Annotated in this window: 16 protein-coding genes; 7 read left to right on the forward strand and 9 right to left on the reverse strand. The window is 68.3% G+C overall.

All coding sequences use genetic code 11. The features are described 5' to 3' along the window. Positions 1-2: 2 nt before the first annotated feature. Both TX79_RS11435 and TX79_RS11440 read right to left on the reverse strand, forming a co-directional pair. The gene (locus TX79_RS11435) at positions 3-1,064 is read right to left on the reverse strand and encodes a metal ABC transporter substrate-binding protein (RefSeq protein WP_081655551.1); all 1,062 of its coding nucleotides are present in this window, start codon (positions 1,062-1,064) and stop codon (positions 3-5) included. 64 nt (positions 1,065-1,128) lie between these two features. Beyond that, positions 1,129-1,809: a metal-dependent transcriptional regulator gene (locus tag TX79_RS11440; RefSeq protein WP_049927572.1), complete on the reverse strand. Its 681-nt coding sequence runs from the start codon at positions 1,807-1,809 to the stop codon at positions 1,129-1,131. Positions 1,810-2,189: 380 nt separating this feature from the next. On the opposite strand from TX79_RS11440, the gene dph5 reads away from it, so the two are divergent. Continuing rightward, the gene (dph5, locus tag TX79_RS11445) at positions 2,190-2,978 is read left to right on the forward strand and encodes a diphthine synthase (protein WP_049927573.1); all 789 of its coding nucleotides are present in this window, start codon (positions 2,190-2,192) and stop codon (positions 2,976-2,978) included. An 86-nt stretch (positions 2,979-3,064) separates the two neighbouring features. Next, a complete protein-coding gene (locus TX79_RS11450; protein WP_049927574.1) occupies positions 3,065-5,215 on the forward strand; it encodes a beta-glucosidase in 2,151 nt (716 codons plus the stop codon). A 22-nt stretch (positions 5,216-5,237) separates the two neighbouring features. Here the strand turns inward: TX79_RS11450 and TX79_RS11455 are convergent, their stop codons facing one another. Continuing rightward, positions 5,238-6,311, reverse strand: coding sequence for an alpha/beta fold hydrolase (locus TX79_RS11455; RefSeq protein WP_049927575.1), 1,074 nt, complete (start codon positions 6,309-6,311; stop codon positions 5,238-5,240). 132 nt (positions 6,312-6,443) lie between these two features. Here TX79_RS11455 and TX79_RS11460 point away from each other — a divergent pair, with 132 nt between their 5' ends. The 3 genes from TX79_RS11460 (at position 6,444) to TX79_RS11470 (ending at position 7,681) form a co-directional block, all read left to right on the forward strand. Next, positions 6,444-6,863 carry a hypothetical protein gene (locus TX79_RS11460; protein ID WP_049927576.1) on the forward strand — a complete coding sequence of 140 codons (420 nt, stop codon included), beginning with the start codon at positions 6,444-6,446 and terminating at the stop codon, positions 6,861-6,863. 139 nt (positions 6,864-7,002) lie between these two features. Continuing rightward, positions 7,003-7,203 carry a hypothetical protein gene (locus TX79_RS11465; RefSeq protein ID WP_049927577.1) on the forward strand — a complete coding sequence of 67 codons (201 nt, stop codon included), beginning with the start codon at positions 7,003-7,005 and terminating at the stop codon, positions 7,201-7,203. 172 nt (positions 7,204-7,375) lie between these two features. After that, on the forward strand, positions 7,376-7,681 hold the full coding sequence (locus TX79_RS11470) for a HalOD1 output domain-containing protein (protein ID WP_049927578.1): 306 nt from the start codon (positions 7,376-7,378) through the stop codon (positions 7,679-7,681). Here TX79_RS11470 and TX79_RS11475 read toward each other — a convergent pair. Together TX79_RS11475 and TX79_RS11480 are read right to left on the reverse strand one after the other, a co-directional pair. Then, the gene (locus TX79_RS11475; protein WP_049927579.1) at positions 7,678-11,667 is read right to left on the reverse strand and encodes an Eco57I restriction-modification methylase domain-containing protein; all 3,990 of its coding nucleotides are present in this window, start codon (positions 11,665-11,667) and stop codon (positions 7,678-7,680) included. The two genes, TX79_RS11470 and TX79_RS11475, sit on opposite strands and share 4 nt — an antisense overlap. Before the next feature lie 166 nt (positions 11,668-11,833). Next, complete coding sequence (locus tag TX79_RS11480) at positions 11,834-13,069, reverse strand: hypothetical protein (RefSeq protein ID WP_049927580.1); 1,236 nt, start codon at positions 13,067-13,069, stop codon at positions 11,834-11,836. Between the two features lie 145 nt (positions 13,070-13,214). Between TX79_RS11480 and TX79_RS11485 the strand changes: the two genes are divergently transcribed. Further along, on the forward strand, positions 13,215-13,613 hold the full coding sequence (locus tag TX79_RS11485) for a DCC1-like thiol-disulfide oxidoreductase family protein (RefSeq protein WP_049927581.1): 399 nt from the start codon (positions 13,215-13,217) through the stop codon (positions 13,611-13,613). 9 nt (positions 13,614-13,622) lie between these two features. On the opposite strand, the gene TX79_RS11490 is transcribed toward TX79_RS11485, so the two are convergent. Next, positions 13,623-14,417, reverse strand: coding sequence for an HpcH/HpaI aldolase family protein (locus tag TX79_RS11490; RefSeq protein ID WP_049927582.1), 795 nt, complete (start codon positions 14,415-14,417; stop codon positions 13,623-13,625). 128 nt (positions 14,418-14,545) lie between these two features. Here TX79_RS11490 and TX79_RS11495 point away from each other — a divergent pair, with 128 nt between their 5' ends. Then, a complete protein-coding gene (locus TX79_RS11495) occupies positions 14,546-15,088 on the forward strand; it encodes a cupin domain-containing protein (protein WP_049927583.1) in 543 nt (180 codons plus the stop codon). Positions 15,089-15,091: 3 nt separating this feature from the next. On the opposite strand, the gene TX79_RS11500 is transcribed toward TX79_RS11495, so the two are convergent. The 3 genes from TX79_RS11500 to TX79_RS11510 all read right to left on the reverse strand — a co-directional run bounded on the left by TX79_RS11500 (position 15,092) and on the right by TX79_RS11510 (position 18,297). After that, a complete protein-coding gene (locus TX79_RS11500; protein WP_049927584.1) occupies positions 15,092-16,318 on the reverse strand; it encodes an MFS transporter in 1,227 nt (408 codons plus the stop codon). A 73-nt stretch (positions 16,319-16,391) separates the two neighbouring features. Further along, positions 16,392-16,706 (reverse strand): Hsp20/alpha crystallin family protein, encoded by a 315-nt coding sequence (locus TX79_RS11505; RefSeq protein WP_230198570.1) that lies wholly within the window; start codon positions 16,704-16,706, stop codon positions 16,392-16,394. A 103-nt stretch (positions 16,707-16,809) separates the two neighbouring features. Further along, a complete protein-coding gene (locus tag TX79_RS11510; protein ID WP_049927586.1) occupies positions 16,810-18,297 on the reverse strand; it encodes a sulfatase in 1,488 nt (495 codons plus the stop codon). Positions 18,298-18,475 lie beyond the last annotated feature (178 nt).

Genomic DNA, 18,475 nt, shown 5'->3' on the forward strand with positions numbered 1-18,475 from the left:
GCTTACGGTTCGAAGTTACGACCGTAGTCGACGAACTCGACAGTCTCGGGTGACTCGACATCCAGAAGGATCCGGAACGTCGGCATGTTGACGTTGCGTGCGATGTCGAAATAGCCCCAGCCCCGCTGGATCCACGATTCGGCCGTCCCCGCGTACGGTGTCACCGGATAGTACGCCTGGACGGCCGTTTGCTCGAGTAACTGCCGCGCTGGACGGATCGGTTCGAAGACGGCCGCACCGATGTGCTCGATGTCGTTGTCCGCTATCGTCTCCTGTGCACGTTGCATATCCGCTGGGCGGACGTCGTCGTTGGCGGCGAGATTGACGACGAGCGGTTCGATCGTTGCGTCGTACCGATCGGCCACGTACTCGAAGGCGTTGTGGGCGGCCAGGAAGACGACGTCACGCTCCGCGAGGTCGAACAGGTCCTGCCACTCCTCGGCGAGGGCCTCGAGGTCCGCTTGGAGGGCGTCCACGTTCTCGTCGAAGGCGTCCTCGTAGGACGGCGCGATTTCCATCAACCCCTCAGCAATGTTGTCGACCGACCGGGTTGCTCGTTCGGGATCGAGCCAGAAGTGTGGATCCTTCGCGTCTCCGACAGCCTCGTCGTCTTCGACGGTGTCGGCGAGGTCGATCAGATCGATTCCCTCTCGAACGTTGATCAGGTGCGTGTCCTGGTTCTCGTCCTCGAGGGTAGCTCTCGCCCGATCAGCCCACGGCTGGAAATCGGGACCGACGTGGATAAACGCGTCTGCGTCGGTGATGTCCCGCTGGACGGACGGGTCCGGCTCCCAACCGTGACCGTGCATTCCCGTCGGGACCAGGTTCTCGACCGAAACCGGCGTCCCGTCGGCAATCCGTCTCGCGAAGTCGTAAAAGGTGAAAAACGACGCGACTGCGACTGTCCGGCCGGTGTCTTCCGCCTGACTGGTTCCATCGCCCCCCTCCGAACGGGTGCCGAAACAACCGGCCAGCCCGGTCGTTACCGCACTCGTTCCGAGAGCGACTGCCCGTCGACGGGAAACGACTTGACGATCGCTGTGGATCGATTGATCAGCTGTCATCGATTCCGGATTTCAGGCAACCACTAATATAGTTTGCTAGCACAAACATGAAAATTAGACTCGTCTAATTAGAGGTCCCGTCGGCCGCTCGAACACCGAGGCGTCGTGCGACGTGGGTCGGCAACGGGACCGACGCGTCGCCGGAGGCGGGGAAAACCGTGACGAGATCGATCGGTGGGGCGTCCTCGACGGACAGTCGCGTCCCCGGACCGATACCCTGTCGGGTCAGATACTCACGAACGTCCGGATCACGATGGGGGACCTGTTCGACGACCACTGTCTCTCCCGGTCCGTATTCGGTAAGCGGGGCGAACGGACCCTCAGTCGGAATCGAGAGGCTCGAATCCGGGATCGGATCGCCGTGTGGGTCCGTCGTCGGTTCCCCCAGAAACGCCTCGAGTCGCGAGACGAATTCGTCACTGACGTGGTGTTCGAGTCGATCCGCTTCGTCGTGGACTTCCGACCAGGGATAGTCGAGACACTCGACGAGAAACGTCTCGAGCAGTCTGTGATTCCTGACGAGGCGAAGCACGACCGATTCGCCCTCCGCACTCAGTTCGACGCCCTCGTACGGCGTATACTCGACGAATCCCTGTTCGTCCAGCGTCTCGAGCATGCTGGTGACCGATGGAGGCGTCACACCGAGGTCCTCGCTGATCTCCGCAGTTCCCACCGCCCGTTCGTGTTCGGTCTGGAGGTAATAGATCGCCGTAAGGTAGTCCTCCGCGATCGGACTGAGGGTCATCGCTGAGTGCTTCTCCAACGACCCATATTAATGTTTGCTGGGCTAATAAAATAATTTGACTAGTCTAAAATAGTTCTTCTGACGATCGGATCGGCTGGAGTGCGTCTGTTCTGATGGCTGAACGCCTCAGTTCGAGTGACCGGCCCCGGACCGGCGGTACAACCGGACCCAGTATGTCAGAGCCAGGACGCCCGTGACGAGGAACGCGGCCAGCAGCAGAGTCGCGACGGGTGCGTCCATCCCGGGAGGCCCCCACCGGTCCCACGTCGCCCCGGCGACGATTCCGGTACCGACAACCCGATTCCGTCCGCCGGTCGCGGTCCCGCCTCGACGGCCCGCGACTCGAAACCTTGACCCGCCGCCTGCGAGTACGGGAAGCCATGCTCACGTTCATCGGTCTCGGCCTCTACGACGAGCGCTCGATCACCGTCGAGGGCCAGGAGGCGCTACGAAGCGCCGACCGCGCGTACGCCGAGTTCTACACCAGCAAACTGCTCGGCACCTCGGTGGCCGAACTCGAGTCCTACCACGACGTCGAGATCGAGGTCCGCGACCGCGCGGGCGTCGAGCGGGACCCCGAGGAGATCCTCGCGACGGCCGAAAGCGAAGACGTCGCGTTCCTCACTGCGGGCGATACGATGATCTCGACGACCCACGTCGACCTCCGACTGCGTGCTCACGAGCGGGGCATCGAGACTCGCGTGATCCACGGCGTTACCGCCCAGACCGCCGCGAGCGCGCTGACGGGGCTGCAGAACTACCGGTTCGGCAAGGCGACGACCCTCCCCTTTCCCTACGCCCACGGGGCCGACGGGCTCCCCGCGAGCGTCACCGAAACGATCGACGCGAACCGCGCGGACGGCCTCCACACCGTCGTCTACCTCGACATCAAAGTCGGCCACGAGCGCGCCGACGAGGACGAATTCATGACCGCCGACGTCGGTGCTGAACTCCTGTCCGAGGAGTACCCCGACCTCGTGGGCGTCGTCGTCGCCCGGGCGGGGAGTCCCGACCCGCTCGTGGAAGCGGGACCGATGACCGAACTGGCCGACCGGAAGTTCGGCGACCCGCTCCACCTGCTCGTGATCCCCGGCGAGTGTCACCTGCTCGAGGCCGACGCGCTGGTCGAACTCGCCGGCGCGGACCGCGACGACCTCGATATCGACTGATTCGGAACTGCTCGATCGGGAACGGAAAACCGGTGACCCGCTCCGGGACCCCCACCCCTATTGGGAAAAAGAACTACGATCGTAGTATGGAGGAAGAGGTTTCGCGGCTGGTCGACCGGCTCACGCTCGAGGAGAAACTCCGGCTGATCCGCGGGGCGGCCGATCCGGAGGGGACGGCGACGGGGTACGTGCCGGGCGTCGAACGGCTCGATATCCCACCGTTGCGACTGGTGGACGGACCGCTCGGGGTACGGGCGATGGGCGAACGCGCGACGGCGTTTCCGTCGTCGATCGCGCTCGCGTCGACGTGGGATCCCGACCTCGCGCGCGAGTTCGGTGCGGCCCTCGGCCGGGAGGCGGCCGCCCACGGACAGGACGTGGTGCTCGGGCCGGGGATGAACCTGATCCGGGTGCCTCACTGCGGACGGAACTTCGAGTACTACAGCGAGGACCCACACCTCACCGCACGGATCGGCGTCCCCACGATCGACGGGATCCAGTCGGAAGGCGTCGCGGCGACGGCCAAACACTACGTCGCGAACAACCAGGAGACGAATCGCTACGACGTCAGCGCAGACGTGAGCGAGCGCGCGCTGCGCGAACTGTACCTCCCCGGGTTCCGTGCGGCGGTCGAGGACGGCGACGTGCTGTCCGTGATGAGCGCCTACAACCGCGTCAACGGGACCCACATGAGCGATCACGAGCGCCTCCTGCAGGACGTGCTCAAAGACGAGTGGGGGTTCGACGGGGTCGTCGTCTCCGACTGGTGGGGCACCCGCAGCGCCGTCGCGGCCGCCGAGGCGGGACTCGACCTCGAGATGCCCGGCGTGGGGATCGAGGCGTTCCTGCCGGAGGAGATGCCAGCTCAGGGAGCGGACGACGGTGGGGCCGAACTGCCCGATCTCGACGACCTCGAGGGGATGGTCGATTCGGTCGACGCCGACGCGGGCGGCGGTCCGCTTCCGCCGATCCCGGAGTTCCCGGCGTACTTCGGCGATCCGCTTCGGGAGGCGATCGAGTCGGGCGACGTCGACGAGGCCGTCGTCGACGAGAAGGTCCGCCGCGTACTCCGGCTCGTGGACCGACTGGGTCGGCTCGAGGGCGACGCACCGGAAGGCACACTCGACACGCCCGAACACCGCCGACTGGCCCGCGACGTCGCCGTCGAGGGGTCGGTCCTGCTGGCCAACGACGGAGTCCTTCCCCTCGACGGGGGCGACTCGATCGGCGTGATCGGCCCGAACGCCGACGCCGCGAAACTGGGCGGCGGCGGCTCCTCCGAGGTGTCGCCGCTCGTCGAGACGAGCCCGCTCGAGGGGCTCGCGGAGCGGTTCGACGAGGTGGCGTTCGAACGAGGTGCGGAGCCGATCGCAGAGTCGTCGTTTTTCAACCCGACCGAGGACGGGCAGGCGGACGCGGACGCGAGCATCGAGGACGCGGTCGCCCTCGCGGAATCGGTCGACTGTGCCGTCGTCGTCGCCCAGGACGACGCGACGGAGTTCAGGGACCGCCCCGACCTCGCGTTGCCGGGCGAGCAGGACGCCCTGATCGAGGCGGTTGCGGACGCCGCCGAGCGGACCGTCGTCGTTCTCCGGACCAGCGGCCCCGTCACGATGCCGTGGCTCGAGTCGGTCGACGCCGTTCTCGAGACGTGGTACCCCGGCCAGGCCGACGGTGAGGCGCTCGCGGCCGTCCTCAGCGGGGACGCCGACCCCGGCGGCCGCCTGCCGGTGACGTTCGGACGGTCGGCCGACGACTACCCGACGGCCGGCGAGGAGGCCTTTCCGGGGGTCGACGGCGTCGCGAGCTACGACGAGGGCGTCTTCGTCGGCTACCGCCACTTCGACGCCGCCGACGTCGATCCACTGTTCCCGTTCGGGCACGGCCTTTCGTACGCGACCGTCGAGTACGGGGACGTCACCGTGACGGAGACGGAGGACGGGTTCGAGGTGGCCGCTACCGTCCGGAACGTCGGCGACCGGGCCGGTACGGAGGTCGTCCAGGTCTACGCAGGCACGGCAGCCGCGCCGGTCCCCTGCCCGGAACGCGAACTCGTCGGCTTCGAGGCCGTCTCGCTCGAGCCCGGGACCGAAACGACCGTTCGAATCCCGGTTGAACGGGAGGCGTTCGCGTACTACGACGACGCCGACGGCTGGACCGTCCCCGACGGGACGAACGATCTCGTCGTCGGCCGTTCCTCGCGGGACATCGAGGCGGCGTTCCGGGTGGAGTGCTGATCGCCGCCGACGCGAGCGCCGGTTACTCCTCGAGAACGCTCTCGATGCGCTCGAGGAAGTCGCCGGGCATCTCGACGTGGGGCGAGTGGCCCGTGTTACCGAAGACGTCCTCCTCGTACGTCCCGCCCCGATCCGCGTAGGTTTCGAAGACGGCGCGGGTCTGGTCGATCATCGGCTGGGGCGGGAAGACGTCCTCGCCCGGCCAGCCGGGTACCTCGCCCATGCGGCCCAGCGTCCCGAGGTCGAACAGCGACTCGTTGGAGACGATCTGATCGGAGTCGCCACGGATCCACAGCAGCGGCGGCTTCTCGGCGGGATCGATCTCGGTGATCGCCTCGAGCTGACAGTACTTCGGCGACAGCGCGTTGTTGACGCCGGTGTCGCCGGGAGCGACGCCAGGCCAGTTCTCGCTCTCGGTCGCGGAGCCGGGGTAGTTCTCGTCGCCGGTGGCCGTATCGAGCATCCCCGTCAGGTACGACTCCTCGCGCTCGTCGTCGAACGTGTGGGAGGGGTCGACGTAGTACGTCCGCAGGATCCGCCGCGCGGACGTCTCGCCCTCCCCTCGATCGCGCTCGGCGAGTGACGATACGAACGCGTCGTTCCCGATACCGCCGCCGGAGCCCGCGTAGTCGTCGAAACAGGGCGTCCCCTCGACGTCCTTCGTGCCGCCGAAGCCGTACGGCGAGACGGGGTTGACGAGTACGAGCGAGTCGACGTCGGTCGGCGTCTCGATCGTATACCGCATCGCGACGCCGCCGCCTTTCGACCAGCCGACCAGCGTGAACGGCGTCGGAACCTCGAGCGCCTCACACAGCGCCTCGAGGTCGCGGACGAAGTCGCCCAGCCCGTTCGTCGCGTCGACGGGTTTCGTCTCCGAATCGCCGTAGCCGCGCATATCCGGGGCGACGGCGTAGTGGTCGTCCGACAGGTCGGCCAGGACGTGTTCGTAAAAGCGCGACGAGGAGACGTTTCCGTGGAGAAAGACGATCGGCTCGCCACCGCCGTCGGGGTCGCCCGACTCCAGGAGGTGCGTCTCGAGGCGGTCGGTTTCGATCGTCCGCGAGCGGACGCCGTCGAGGGTGTCGGCTCGTGACATAGCCCCCCGTACCACGGCCCCCGTGATAACTATCAGGCCCGGGACCGATCCCCGGCGCAGGCGGTAGTCGCGGGTCGACCCCTCCAGCGGCGGACCGGAGCTATAAACCGCCGCGGCCCGACCCGTCGAACCATGGGCGACTCCGATTCCGACCCGTCGGCGATCCGGTCGCTCGCGGTCTCGCCCGACGACGCCGTCGATGCCTTCGTCTACACGCGGGAGAACCCCGGCGAGGCGGTCCTCCGGGTGACGCCGCCGTTTCACGGGCGGATGCGCGCCCGCCTGCACGTCTACCGCGTCGACGACGCGCCGCTGACCGGTGCGGTCCACGTCGACCCAGCTGCGATCATCGACGACCAGGTCGTCGCCGACTACCCCGAACTGGACGACCGACTCGAGTCGGTCGACTCCGAGGAGACCGAACGCCTCCGCGAACGTCACGCCGAAGCGGTCGAATCGTGGCGGACGCGCGCCCGGGACGCGCTGCTCGAGACGGTCACGATCGAGACTCCCGACGGACCGCAGGAGGTTCGGATCACGCCGCTCGGGTGACGACGATCCGCGGCCGGTTCACGGTAGCCGCTCGAGTGCTCTGTCCCCCGCCGTGCGACCGCCATCACCGCTCTGTCGGCTACTTTCACTTTCACCACGGACGGATCGGTTTGACGTACCGTCACTCCAACGTGGGGATATGACGCTGATCGTCGATCGAACCAGTGACCGGGAGGCACGCACGGACGACCGTTCCGAGGCGACCGAATCGCGACGCCGCATCGACGTCACCGACGTCCACACCGGCGGCATCGAGGGCTTCGTCGACTCGAGCGTCGACACCGACTGCGTCTCCCTCGAACACCGCGGCGGTCGTACCTACCTCCTGCTCGAGGAGTAACGACGGCCGTCACGGACGGGGGTGACAGAGGGGTCGGCTGCCGGAGAGACGGCCGGCCCTGGCGACGAAACCCTCGCGTAGAATCGCCCGTTCGTGACCGTCATTCTGCCTTGAACGTCGCGTTCGAAATATTGGCATAAGTTCTTAACCTACCATCGCCCACTCGAGACGTATGCACGCAGATCCATGGACGAAAACGACGGTCGTCGACGAGCGACGGCCGAGTATGGCGGTCATCGACGTCGTCGCCTCGCTCGAAGGCGTCGATCCCCTCGATCTCGATCCGCTGTACGATTCGATGGACCCCGATGCGCTCGATTCGATCTGTCGTGAGGACGGCTTCACGGAACTCGCGTTTACCTACTGCAACCGTTCGATCACCATCGACGGCACCGGCGACGCCCTCGAGATCGCGGTCGAGGACGTCCCCGCCGTCGAGGGGGCAACCGAGGTCGCAGACACCGAGCGATCCGCCTAGGCGGTCCGGTCGCTCCCGAACTCGTCGCGGACGACGGCTCGTTCGTCCGCCGGAATCCCGTACAGCGAGCAGACGCGCTCGTGAATCGTCCGGTCGACGGCGGCGACGTCCGCCTCGAGGTCGGCCAGACGCTTGCGCGCGTCGCGAAACGCCGCGAGCGCCCCGCCGGCGGTCGTCGGCAGGCGGACGGCCCGAAGCCGATCCAGGGGCGACGTAGTCGCCGTGACCGGCCGTCTGAACCCGGCGAACCCGTCCGCGCGCTCGACCGCCCGGGGGACGAACGCCTCGAGTAGCGTGGCGAGATCGTCATCGGACGTGGTAATCCGGAGCGCGGGGATGGGATCGGTCCGCGCGTACCCCCAGCCGTCGGTCGCCGTGTGGTCGTCGTCGGGTTTGTACCGCAGTTCGATCGAGAGCCGCGTGGCCGTCTCTCCGTCGGTTCGCTCCGTCGTAGCCGTGACCGCGTCGACCTTGAGCGAGGGACGACTGTCGCCCGTCTCGGTGAGAAGCGTCCCCTCGACGTCGTCGACCGGCCGAGACGCCTCGAGCGACCCGAGGGTCGGGCCGTCGACCGCGTCGGGGAGGTACGCGAGGACGTCCGCCTCGATCCCATCGCGGTCGGTCGTGAGCGCGAGTCGCTCCTCCACGGCTTCGACGAGCGTCGGGTCCGGGCCGTCGGGCATCGCGATCGGCAGGCGTTCGAACGTCGACTGGTTGATCTGCGGGAACACCGACCGGTATGCCGCGTGGACGTAGTGGTGGTAGTAGTTCAAAAGCGGCGACTGGAGCACGCCCAGCAGGTGTGCGAGCAACTGTCGTTCTGTCCGGGTCCGATCGACACTGGACCCGTCACCAGCCGCGTCGCCCCGTCGCTCGTTCTGCCACGCGTCGACGACAGTCTCGAGCGGGCGAATCGTGTAGGCCGACTTGATCGTACACACCTCGTCGGTCAGCGTGCCCACGAACGCGTCGCCGGTCTGCCTGAACACCAGTTTCGGCCCCCGATACTGGGCGGGGTCCTTCTCGAGGGTCTCCGGCTCAACGTACCGCAAGGCCGACTCGTCGATCCCGTAGGGAACGATCGCACCGCCCGGTGCGATCGGTCGCCGATCCGCCGCCGGCGTCGTCTCGAGACGCGAATCGTTCTTTCCGATCTCCTCGCCGCGAGCGATCGTCACGAACCGCTCGAGGGGTGGCCATCGCTCGAGTCGCTCGACGATCGACTGCGCCGTCTCGTCCAGCGACGGGAGAAAGCGCGTTTTCGGGCGGGACGCGAAGACCGACGCCGGAATCTCGGTGTAGGAGAGGTTCTCGAGACGGTCGCGATCGGTCGCGTCCGCACAGCGTACCGCGTCGGTGTCGCCGCTGTCGGTGTCACCCCCGGTCACGATGGCGACCGCACCGGTCTCGACGTCCTCGAACCGAGCGCCGAGGCGGACGATCCGCGACAGCGACGTCCGGTCACAGATCGCCGATCTGATGGGTTCGTTGCTCTCCCGCGCCAGAATCGCGTCCGGGACGACGATCCCGACGCGGCCGTTCCGGGCGAGCGCGAGCGCGCGCTCGTAAACCGCCACGTAGCAGTCGAACTGGTTCTCGGTCGTGTCGAAAGCGTCTGCGAGGTACTCGCGGAGCTCCGACTCCATACACGCGCTGACGTCCGCCCGACCGGCCGTCGCGACCCACGGCGGGTTTCCGAGCACCGCATCGAACCCCGACGCTGGACCCTTCGCGTCGTCGCCACCGTTCCGACACGACGACGCGCCGAGGACGTCGGGATACGCGAGCGGCCAGTGGAGGTACCGCCCGGCCGCGGCCCACTCCTGGGCGCGTTCGAACCAGCCCGTCGCGGACAGTCGCTCCCACCGACCGTCGTCGTCGACGGCTTCGAACAGCCGCTCGACGGCGTCGTCAGGAACGCACTCGAGTCCGAACGCACTGGCAGTTCGGACGTTCGCGGCCGCCCCGAGCCGGGTCCGTCGCGTCGACTCGGCTTCGCCGCCCTCGAGGAGCGCGTCCCGAATCCGCCCGTCGGGATCGGCTCCGACGATGGCGTTGCCGGACCGGAGCGTCGTGGCGAGTCCGTCACGCGGGCCGGTGGCCCCCTCGGCGTCGGCGCGCATGGTCCGGAGCCACAGCGACGCGGTCGCGACTTCGACCGCGAGCGGGTCCAGATCGACCCCGAAGAGGGCCGTCGTCGCAATCCGACGCCGAAGTTCCCCAACGGATCGTCCGCCATCGATCGCGCCGGGGTCGCCTCGAGCGGCCGCCCGCTCCCGTCCGCGGACTGCCTCGCGGGTGAGGAACTCGCTCGCTCGCAGGAGAAAGTGACCGCTCCCCATCGCCGGATCGAGAAGCCGTAGCGCGGTGAGGCGATCGACGAATCCGGTGTCGTCAGCCGACTGCTGGAGAGACGGCTGCCGATCGTCGCCACCTCCGGACGACAGTTGCCGAATCTCCGCACAGAGCGGAGACATGGTCTCTCGAACGACGTAGTCGACCACGTCCGCCGGCGTGTAGTAGGCACCCGTCGCCTTCCGTCCCCGACAGTCGCTCTCGAGGTACGGGTCCCCGGGACCGATCGCCGCCGCGTCGTCCTGGGTCGGCACGTAGGTGCCGTCCTCGAGCGCCAGCGGCTCGCTCGCGACGGCGAGCTCCCACGCCAGCAGCCCCTCGTAGAGCCGGCCGAGTTGTCGCGGGGCCAGGGCCGCGTAGTCGATCGGTCGCCAGCCCCCGTCGTCGCCGGGCCGGTGCGTGGCCAGGAGGATGGCTCGAGCGACCGCCGCCTCGTCCACGCGATCGATCGGGAGCGTCGCAGTGTCGGGCGCTGTCGCTCGGTCACCGGACTCGCCGAGCAGCCAGCCGTCGTAGGCGACGCCGCCGTCCGGTCCGGCCGCGACGGCCGCGACCGCCCGCTCCAGACGGGGACCGATCTCGAGGTGGCCGACGGCAGCCGCGACTGACCCGCCGTCGACGACGGCGTCGACCCCCTCGAGCAGCCCGTCGTCCTCGAGCCGCGAAGCGACCTCACGGCCGAGTCCACCGACCGTGGAGTGGGGCGTCCCTCGTTCGCCGAAGGTAACCCCGGCTCGACTCTCGGCAAACCGGCAGACGACGAGTCGAAGGACGAACCCTGCGGCGCGTTCGAACGCCGCCGCGCGGTCGCGACCGGTCGGGGCCTCACCCCCGGCTCGGCGGTCCCGGTCGCTCGCGCGGGCGACGATTCCGGCTGCCCGGGCGAGGTGCTCCGGGAGCGTCTCGAGGAGTCGTTCGACGGCAACCGCCCGCTCGTCGATCAGTGACTCGAGGAACGGATCACGACCCTCCGTACCCGCTACTGCTTCGTATCGGAACGTCGCGACGAACTCGCGACCCGCCCTGGAATCCTCCCGCTCGAGGAGTGTCGCCAGATCGAGTTCGTAGTAGCAATCGAGTCGCTCGCTCGTCTCGGCGTGGTAGAGTCGCCACCGTCGCCCGTCGGTGAGCAGCCCCCACCGAGCACCCGTCGCCTCGAGGTGGGCGTGCATCCGGGCCGCCGGAACCTCGGCCGCCCGGTCGGTATCGCGCCGATCGACGTCGTCGAACGGCCGTCCGGGACGGTAGACGTTCACGACCGCGACCGGGTCGTCGTCCGACGACCGATCCGGTCTCGCCGCCGGCGGTAGATCTTCCGAACTCACAGTCGGAACGAGCACGTCGGGCGCGTTTCGGAGTTGCCCGTCCCCCGCGTCGTCGTCAGGACGATCGGGCGAAACGGGATAGCCGAGCACCCGCAGGACCGGCCGGACGAAGGCGGTCTCGAGGCGACGCCCGGATCGCTCGTTCGCGGGGGGATCTACTCGCTCCCACAGCCCCTCGATCGCCTCGAACGCCGACGTCGGATCCCTCGCCTCCTCGAAGTGTGCTTCGGTCGCGAACCGCTCGCTCGTCAGCGACGAGCGGGCGAACAGGCCGCGGTTCGTCCGGTAGGAAGGAGCGCGTGCCATCGGTCTTCCCTACCCGACGCCCGTCGCGACCGGCGTTTCGCGCTCGTGACAGTTCCGTGTCATCGCTACTCCGTCACACAGTCACGATCCGGACGGAAAAATATACATGATCGATATAGGGTATTGTGACGGTCTCCGGACTCGAGAACGACCGAACCGGGTCGCACTAGACGGGCTCCCGGAGCGCCCAGCCGTCGTCGGTCGGCTCGAGGCGATGGGGTTCGGTGCCCCTGTCGGCCAGGATCCCGGTGTGATACAGCATCGTCTTCAGCTGGAACACGGTCGGAGCGTGGTAGATCTCGCCGTCGGTCAGCGCGTCCCGGCGTAACGAGCCGTCCTCGGTGAGAACGCGACGCCGGACGGACTCGTCGCCGCGAACGAACAGCTCGACCGCAAAGGACGGATGGAGTTCGTGCATGTGGGTCACCAGCTCGACGAGGGTCGGCTCCGCGTTCCAGTCGTCGTGCATCGTCTGGAGTTCCTCGACGAGCAGTTCCGTCGCCGGATACGCGAACACGACGCGCCTCGCGAGTTGGCCCCACGCGGGCGCGAGGTCGACGAACCGCTTCCGGGAACGGTACCAGTCCGCGAACTCCTCGAGGGCCGCCGTCACCGAGCCACAGCGGTCGATAGCGAACCGGACGACTTCCCGACCGAGTCCCGTCAGTTCCACCCGGGGGCCGTCCGTGATCAACCCCAGAAACGCAGCGCCGCGTCGCGCGTCCTCGACTGCACCCACCACGTCGTACTCGTCGAGCAGCGACGCCGTCTCGCCGTCGGCGTACTGCGCCAGCGGATAGCCGAGGTAGTTCTTCGGATGGTTCAGGCCGAACGACTGGTCCGCCACGCCCTGTGCGCTCGCCTGGAAGCGGATCGCGTTCGCTTCGCCCGTCGTCGTGTTCCCGACGACACGGGGGACCTCGAGCACGGCGACGTCCCCGCCGGCGTCGACGCCGAGCACGCCGACGTTCAGCTCCCGTGCGAGGGTCCGGTCGGTGCCCGAGATGGCGGCCGTCGGCGCGGCGACGTAGGCCGCGTTCGCCTCGTGGAGTCGGTCGTGTGCCTGGACGATCCCGCGTTCGGTGTCGACGCCTCCGCTCGCGTACCCCTTGGCCTCGACGGCGACCAACGGCGGCTCGTCGCCGAGGCGATCGACCGCGAGTAGCTCCGACTCGAGGGGCGCGACGCCGACGAGGTCGGGGTAGCCGCCGCCGACCCGGACGTGGTTGAACGGCGCGAGCACCTCGCGGACCGCGTCGTCGACCGGCCGCCCCGGCAGCCACTCCCGCTGTGCGAACTGGGTGTCGGCGACCACGTACGACGACTCCGTCTCGGGGAACAGCCGCTCTTTGGTGTGAGCCAGCACCTGCGGTTCCGACAGCGACGCGGCCGAACTGCCCATACCCTCGAATGCGCGAGGGGTTTCAAGATCCTTTCGACGGATCGACCCCCTCGCCGGAGACGGAGAGCACGGGTGACGCGGGCGAATCCGACGCGTCCGACCGGCACGCACTGACACCTATAGGACTCGAGTCCGTGACTCCGGTATGGAGCGCGATACGTTCGTCTACGACGACGATTGCGGGTTCTGTACCTGGTGGGCCGACCGCTTCGCCGACCGTACCGACCTCCGGATCGTCGGCTTCAGCGAACTGCCGCCCGACCTGCGAGTGCGACTGCCCGCCGAATACGAGTCCTGTTCGCACCTGGTGACCGACGAGCGGGTCTACTCCTGCGGGGCGTCGATCGAGGAGGCGATCCGCCGAACGGACCTCCTCGAAGAGCAACTCGCGCCCGCGGCGGACGTCCTCGACTTTCTCCGGCAGTTCGAGGACTACGAACGGCTGCGGGAGCGGGCGTACCGACGCGTCGCCGACCGGCGCGATCGCTGGGGACAACTCCTCTCGAAGACCCCGCCGGCCCGACGGGACTCGAGCGAGGAGTAACTGCTCCCGTCAGTCGCGTTCGCCCCGATACTCGGTGTACCACGACTGCACGACGCCCTGTAACGCGCCGGTCGTGCTCCCCAGGTTCAGCAACTGGTAGCCGGTATCGGCCTTCTCGTTGACGTCGTCCATCCCGAAGCCCAGGCCGCCGAGGGGCACGTCGGTCTCGACCGTCGTCGCGCGGATCTCCTCGATCAGGTCCGCGACCTCCTCGTGGTCCGGTTCCCCGGGGTGGCCCGTCGCGACCGCCAGATCGAGCGGGCCAGCGAAGACGAATCCCAGCTCCGGCACCTCGAGGATCGACTCGAGGTTCGCCACTGCGGCCGGGCTCTCGATCGTCGCGCCGACGACGACCTCCTCGTCCTCGGTACCCGCGTAGTCGTCGGTCGTCCCCCAGCGACTCGCTCGTGGGCTGGCGAAGCCGCGTTTCCCGGAATCGCCGTCGAACTCGAACCGGGCGGCCTCGACGGCCCGTCGCACGTCGTCGGCCGTCTCTACGCGGGAGACGAAGAGGTTGCGCACGCCGACGTCGAGCGCCTTGCGAACCATCCCCGGGTCGGGTTCGGGGATGCGAACCAGCAGTTCCGTCCCCGAGACGTCGGCCGCCCGCAGCAGGTCCTCGAGTCGGTCGCCGTCGAACGGGCTCGGGCCGCCGTGCTCGAGGTCGATCCAGACGAAATCGAGGCCGCACTCGCCGTAGAACTCCACGAGCGTCGGATCGTACGCGTTCTCGAGGATGCCGAGCGCGACGTCCCCGTCCGCGAGGGTTCGCCGGAGCGCGTTCGTTCGCGGTGCCGTAACCATGGGCGCTCGACACCGACGACGCCGATAACCCTTCAGGGCGCGTGTGCCGGCGTTCGGTTTCCTGCCCCGCGAACACCGCGTTCTGACACCGGACCAATCACTTTGAGCGAAGCCATCCAACGACCGGTATGGAACACGTCGCGTTCGACGCCGTCGATCCCCAGCCCTACGACGGCGACTGGCAGACGGATCGTCGTCCCCTCACGGAGTCGCTCGGAGCAGAACACGTCGCGATCACGCGATACGTCCTCGATCCGGGCGAACGGCTCAGCGGCTCCGTCCACGCCCACGCCGACCAGGAGGAGATCTTCGTCGTCCTCGCGGGAGAGGCGACGTTCGAGGTGGAGGCTCCGGACGAGACAGCGAGCGAGAGCGATGCCGACGAAGCCAGCGACGGGGGTCTCGAGGAGATTCGGGTCGCCGCCGACGAGGCGATCCGGTTCGCGCCCGGCGAGTTCCAGTCCGGCCGCAACGACGGCGGCGACCCGGTCGTCGCGCTCGCGCTGGGTGCGCCGCGAGACAGCGACGACGTCAGGATCAGTCGGATTCCGGTGCTCGAGGATCGCGACGTCTCCTGTCCCGACTGCGAGTGCGATCATATGCGGGTCGGGTCCGACGTCGACGCCGAGTTCGTCTGTCCGGCGTGTGGGGCGACGATGGACCTCGAGTGACCGCTAGGGTCGTCTGGCCCACAGCGCCGCGCCCGAGCCGGCGATCACGAGTCCCGACGCCGCGAGCAAGGCGAGACCTGGGGCGAACGAGCCGGTCACGTCGTGGAGGGTCCCGATGAGCATCGGGCCGAAGAAGCCGCCGATCTCGCCGACGGCGAAGATGAAGCCCACCGCCGTGCCGGTCAGCCGCGCGCCGATCCCCTCGAGCGCCGGCGGGATCGCCCGGACGAGGGGCGAGACGCCGCCGGTTCCGACGCCCGCGACGACGATGCCAGCGACGACGAGCGGTCCGGACCCGCCCGAGACGATGCCGACGACGCCGACGAACGCGACGAGGCCGCAGCCGACGAGTGCGAGTCGCCGGACGCCGAACCGGTCGGCCAGTTCGGGGACCGAGAGCACGCCGACGACGTAGGCGAGGACGAACAGGCTCGTCGCCTGGCCGGCGAGTCCGGCCGCGATCCCGCGGGACTCGAGCACGGTCGGGAGCCAGCCCTGGACGCCGTGGTTGAGAAACAGGTACATCGTCCCGACGACGACCACCAGCTGGAGGTCGCGGTGAGAGAGGACCAGGCGGAGATCCGCGCGGATCGACTCGAGGGCCAGCCCGTCCTCGCCCGTCCGGTCGTCGATGCCGGTTCGGACGGCGACCGCGAGCCACGCGAGGCCGTAGCCGACGGCGACGACGCCGCTCCAGAAAAAGAGCGGCCGCCAGCCGCCGAGCGCGGGGCCGAGGATCGGTCGGCCGACGGCGAAGACGAACGCCGAACCGGCCGACGCGCCCACGAGGTAGATCGCCGACGGCCGACCCGTCTCCTCGGGCGGGAACAGCACCGAAACCAGCTTCGGGAGGCCGAACGTGATCGTCGTCGCACCGACGCCGATCGACAGGGTCGTCAGGAGCAGCGTCGGGAACCCGGACGCGGCGCTCCGGGCGATCCCCCCGAGGCCGTAGCAGAGGACGCCGACGCCGACGATCCGGCCCGGGCCGATCCGATCGACGGCCAGCCCCGAGAACAGCGCCAGCGGGATGTACGTCACCGGCACCGCGCCCGCGAGCACGCCGGCTTCCGTGCTCGAGAGGCCGACGTCGGCGATGATCGTCGTGAGGTACGCGGGCAGCGAGAACCAGACGACCATCAGGAGCGTGTACCCGAGCGTCGCCGAACACACCAGTCCGTAGGCCCGTCGCCGGTCGAACGGCGCGTTCGCCTCCGCGTCCGCCGTCACTGGTCGACCGATCCCGCGAGAACCACTTAAGGCCGGCTACCGCGGCAGCGCTGACTGCGACCTGGCGGAACGGTTACGGACGGCTCGCGGCCGAACTCGGGTGTCGGACCCTCGAGCGGCGCGTCCCGAGGTCGACCGTCAGGACGCCGTTGTTGCAGAACGCTCGCCGATCGTCGGTGAAGACCCGATCCGACGGCGGCTCGACGTAGCCGTCGAGGGACCTGCCGTCGCGGGAGACCGTCACTCGTAGACGCCTCGAGCCGACGGCTACCCGGACGTCGTCGACGGTGGCAGGGAAGACGTCGGCCACGAGCGTCAGCCGTTCGGTTTCCGGGTCGAACGCGGTCCGTACGGGAATCGTCTCCGAATCGATCGATCGGGAGGGCACGGCTACCGCTCGCGCCAGCACCGAGAAGTCAGTCCGCCTGTCCGTGTGAACGATTGATAGTCCCGGGTGGCTTCCACGTGGGGCTCGCCGGTATCGAGACGGCTCAGAGGTACCCCAGGTCGGCCAGCCGCTCTTTCGTCCCCTCGCGCATCTCGACCGAGCCGTCGGTATCGGCCTCCTCGAGCGGATCGAACCGACCCTCGAGACGCGAACGAAGTTGTCGGACCCGATCGGTCTCGGTCGCCGAGAGGTCCGTGCGCTCGCCGGGGTCGGTCTCGAGGTCGTGCAGCCGTTCGTAGCCGTCGTCGCCGCGGACGTACTTGGACGCGCGGGTCCGGACGGCTCGCAGTCGGCGGTCGTACTCGTAGACGTGCTCGGGCAGGTCGCCGAAACGGTTCTCGAGGCGATCGATCGACGGCTGGGGCGCGACGTACTCGGCGAAGACCGCCTCCCGAGAGTCGCTCGTCGCCGCGGGGTAGAAGGGGCGGCCGGCGGATTGCTCGCGCAACGCCGGATCGTCGACGCCGACGGTCTCGAGCAGGGTGTCGGGGAGGTCGAGCAACTGGACGAGGTCGCGCCGGCGGTCACCGTCGGTGAACGGCCCGCCGTGACAGACCAGCGGGACGTGGACGAGCGTGTCGTAGAGGTTGTACTGGTGACCGAAGAAGCCGCGTTCGCCGATGTGCTCTCCGTGATCGCCACAGACGACCAGCAGGGTGTCCTCCCACTCGTCGGCGTCCTCGAGCGCGGTCCGGAGCTCGCCGAGCTGGTCGTCGACGTAGGCGAGTTCGGCCCGGTAGAGGCCACGCAACAGGTCGAACTCTCGATCCGTCAGATCGTACTCCTCGCAGTCGAACGCGCGCGGATCCTGCCGGATCGACGTGGCCTCGCCGTAGCCGGCGTCGTCGGGGAGGAACGTCTCGGCGTACTCGCGCGGCGGGTCGTACTCGACGTGGGGCTCGATGAAGTTACAGAACAGAAAGAACGGTCGATCGTCGTCGCGGTCGACCAGCCAGTCGGCGATCCAGTCGGTCGAGCGGTCGGCACCGTCGTCGCCGGTCGGCTGCAACACCTCGCTGTAGAGGATGTTCGCCGCGTTTACGAGCGGGTTACCGTCGAAAATGCGTCGTCGAGTGGCCGCCAGTTTCTCCCGCAGGTCCTCGCCGCGGACGACCGCGCCCATGTCGGCGTCGGACTGGACGTATTGCCAGCCTTTCCGCAACTCGTCGAAGCCGCGGTCGAAGCCGAACTCCGCGGTGATCCAGGTGTTGTTCGAGACGCCGACGGTCTCGTAGCCGGCGTCGGCAAACGCCTCGGGCAGTGTCCGCAGATCGTCGTCGAGATAGGTGTGGCCGCCGTGAGCGCCGTGTTCGGAAGGGTAAGTTCCGGTGAACAACGAAGCGTGAGAAGGCAGCGTCCAGGGCGCGGTCGCGAAGGCGTTGTCGAACGCGGTTCCCGCGGCGGCCAGTTCGCACAGCGTCGGCGTCGTCTCCGGACCGACGCTCCGAGCGCGAGCCGTATCGAACACCACGAGAACCACGTTCCGGACCGTCGTATGTGACTCGTCATCACGTCCGTTGGAATCGTCCATGCGTGACTCTCACTCCGCCCCTCGTGCGGAAGGTCACCGGCCCGGATTATGCAGGGATTTCAGGCCGTCGCGTCACGATATTGGAACGCAGATCGCCGTACGGGTCGGCCGACCCAACTGTCCGCAGGAAGCGACAGTCGGCCGACTCGAGACGTGCGAACCCTTACTCCGGCGGTAG

This window comes from Halopiger goleimassiliensis, assembly GCF_000455345.1.
GTDB lineage: Archaea > Halobacteriota > Halobacteria > Halobacteriales > Natrialbaceae > Halopiger_A > Halopiger_A goleimassiliensis.

Excerpts from the sequence above, each read along its gene's own strand:
- TX79_RS11465 (WP_049927577.1), top strand. The coding sequence starts at position 7,003 with ATGACGCTGATCGTCGATCGAACCAGTGACCGGGAGGCACGCACGGAC.
- TX79_RS11470 (WP_049927578.1), top strand. The coding sequence starts at position 7,376 with ATGCACGCAGATCCATGGACGAAAACGACGGTCGTCGACGAGCGACGG.
- TX79_RS11495 (WP_049927583.1), top strand. The coding sequence starts at position 14,546 with ATGGAACACGTCGCGTTCGACGCCGTCGATCCCCAGCCCTACGACGGC.
- TX79_RS11450 (WP_049927574.1), top strand. The coding sequence starts at position 3,065 with ATGGAGGAAGAGGTTTCGCGGCTGGTCGACCGGCTCACGCTCGAGGAG.
- TX79_RS11490 (WP_049927582.1), bottom strand. The coding sequence starts at position 14,417 with ATGGTTACGGCACCGCGAACGAACGCGCTCCGGCGAACCCTCGCGGAC.
- TX79_RS11510 (WP_049927586.1), bottom strand. The coding sequence starts at position 18,297 with ATGGACGATTCCAACGGACGTGATGACGAGTCACATACGACGGTCCGG.
- TX79_RS11485 (WP_049927581.1), top strand. The coding sequence starts at position 13,215 with ATGGAGCGCGATACGTTCGTCTACGACGACGATTGCGGGTTCTGTACC.
- TX79_RS11480 (WP_049927580.1), bottom strand. The coding sequence starts at position 13,069 with ATGGGCAGTTCGGCCGCGTCGCTGTCGGAACCGCAGGTGCTGGCTCAC.
- dph5 (WP_049927573.1), top strand. The coding sequence starts at position 2,190 with ATGCTCACGTTCATCGGTCTCGGCCTCTACGACGAGCGCTCGATCACC.
- TX79_RS11475 (WP_049927579.1), bottom strand. The coding sequence starts at position 11,667 with ATGGCACGCGCTCCTTCCTACCGGACGAACCGCGGCCTGTTCGCCCGC.
- TX79_RS11435 (WP_081655551.1), bottom strand. The coding sequence starts at position 1,064 with ATGACAGCTGATCAATCGATCCACAGCGATCGTCAAGTCGTTTCCCGT.
- TX79_RS11440 (WP_049927572.1), bottom strand. The coding sequence starts at position 1,809 with ATGACCCTCAGTCCGATCGCGGAGGACTACCTTACGGCGATCTATTAC.
- TX79_RS11460 (WP_049927576.1), top strand. The coding sequence starts at position 6,444 with ATGGGCGACTCCGATTCCGACCCGTCGGCGATCCGGTCGCTCGCGGTC.
- TX79_RS11455 (WP_049927575.1), bottom strand. The coding sequence starts at position 6,311 with ATGTCACGAGCCGACACCCTCGACGGCGTCCGCTCGCGGACGATCGAA.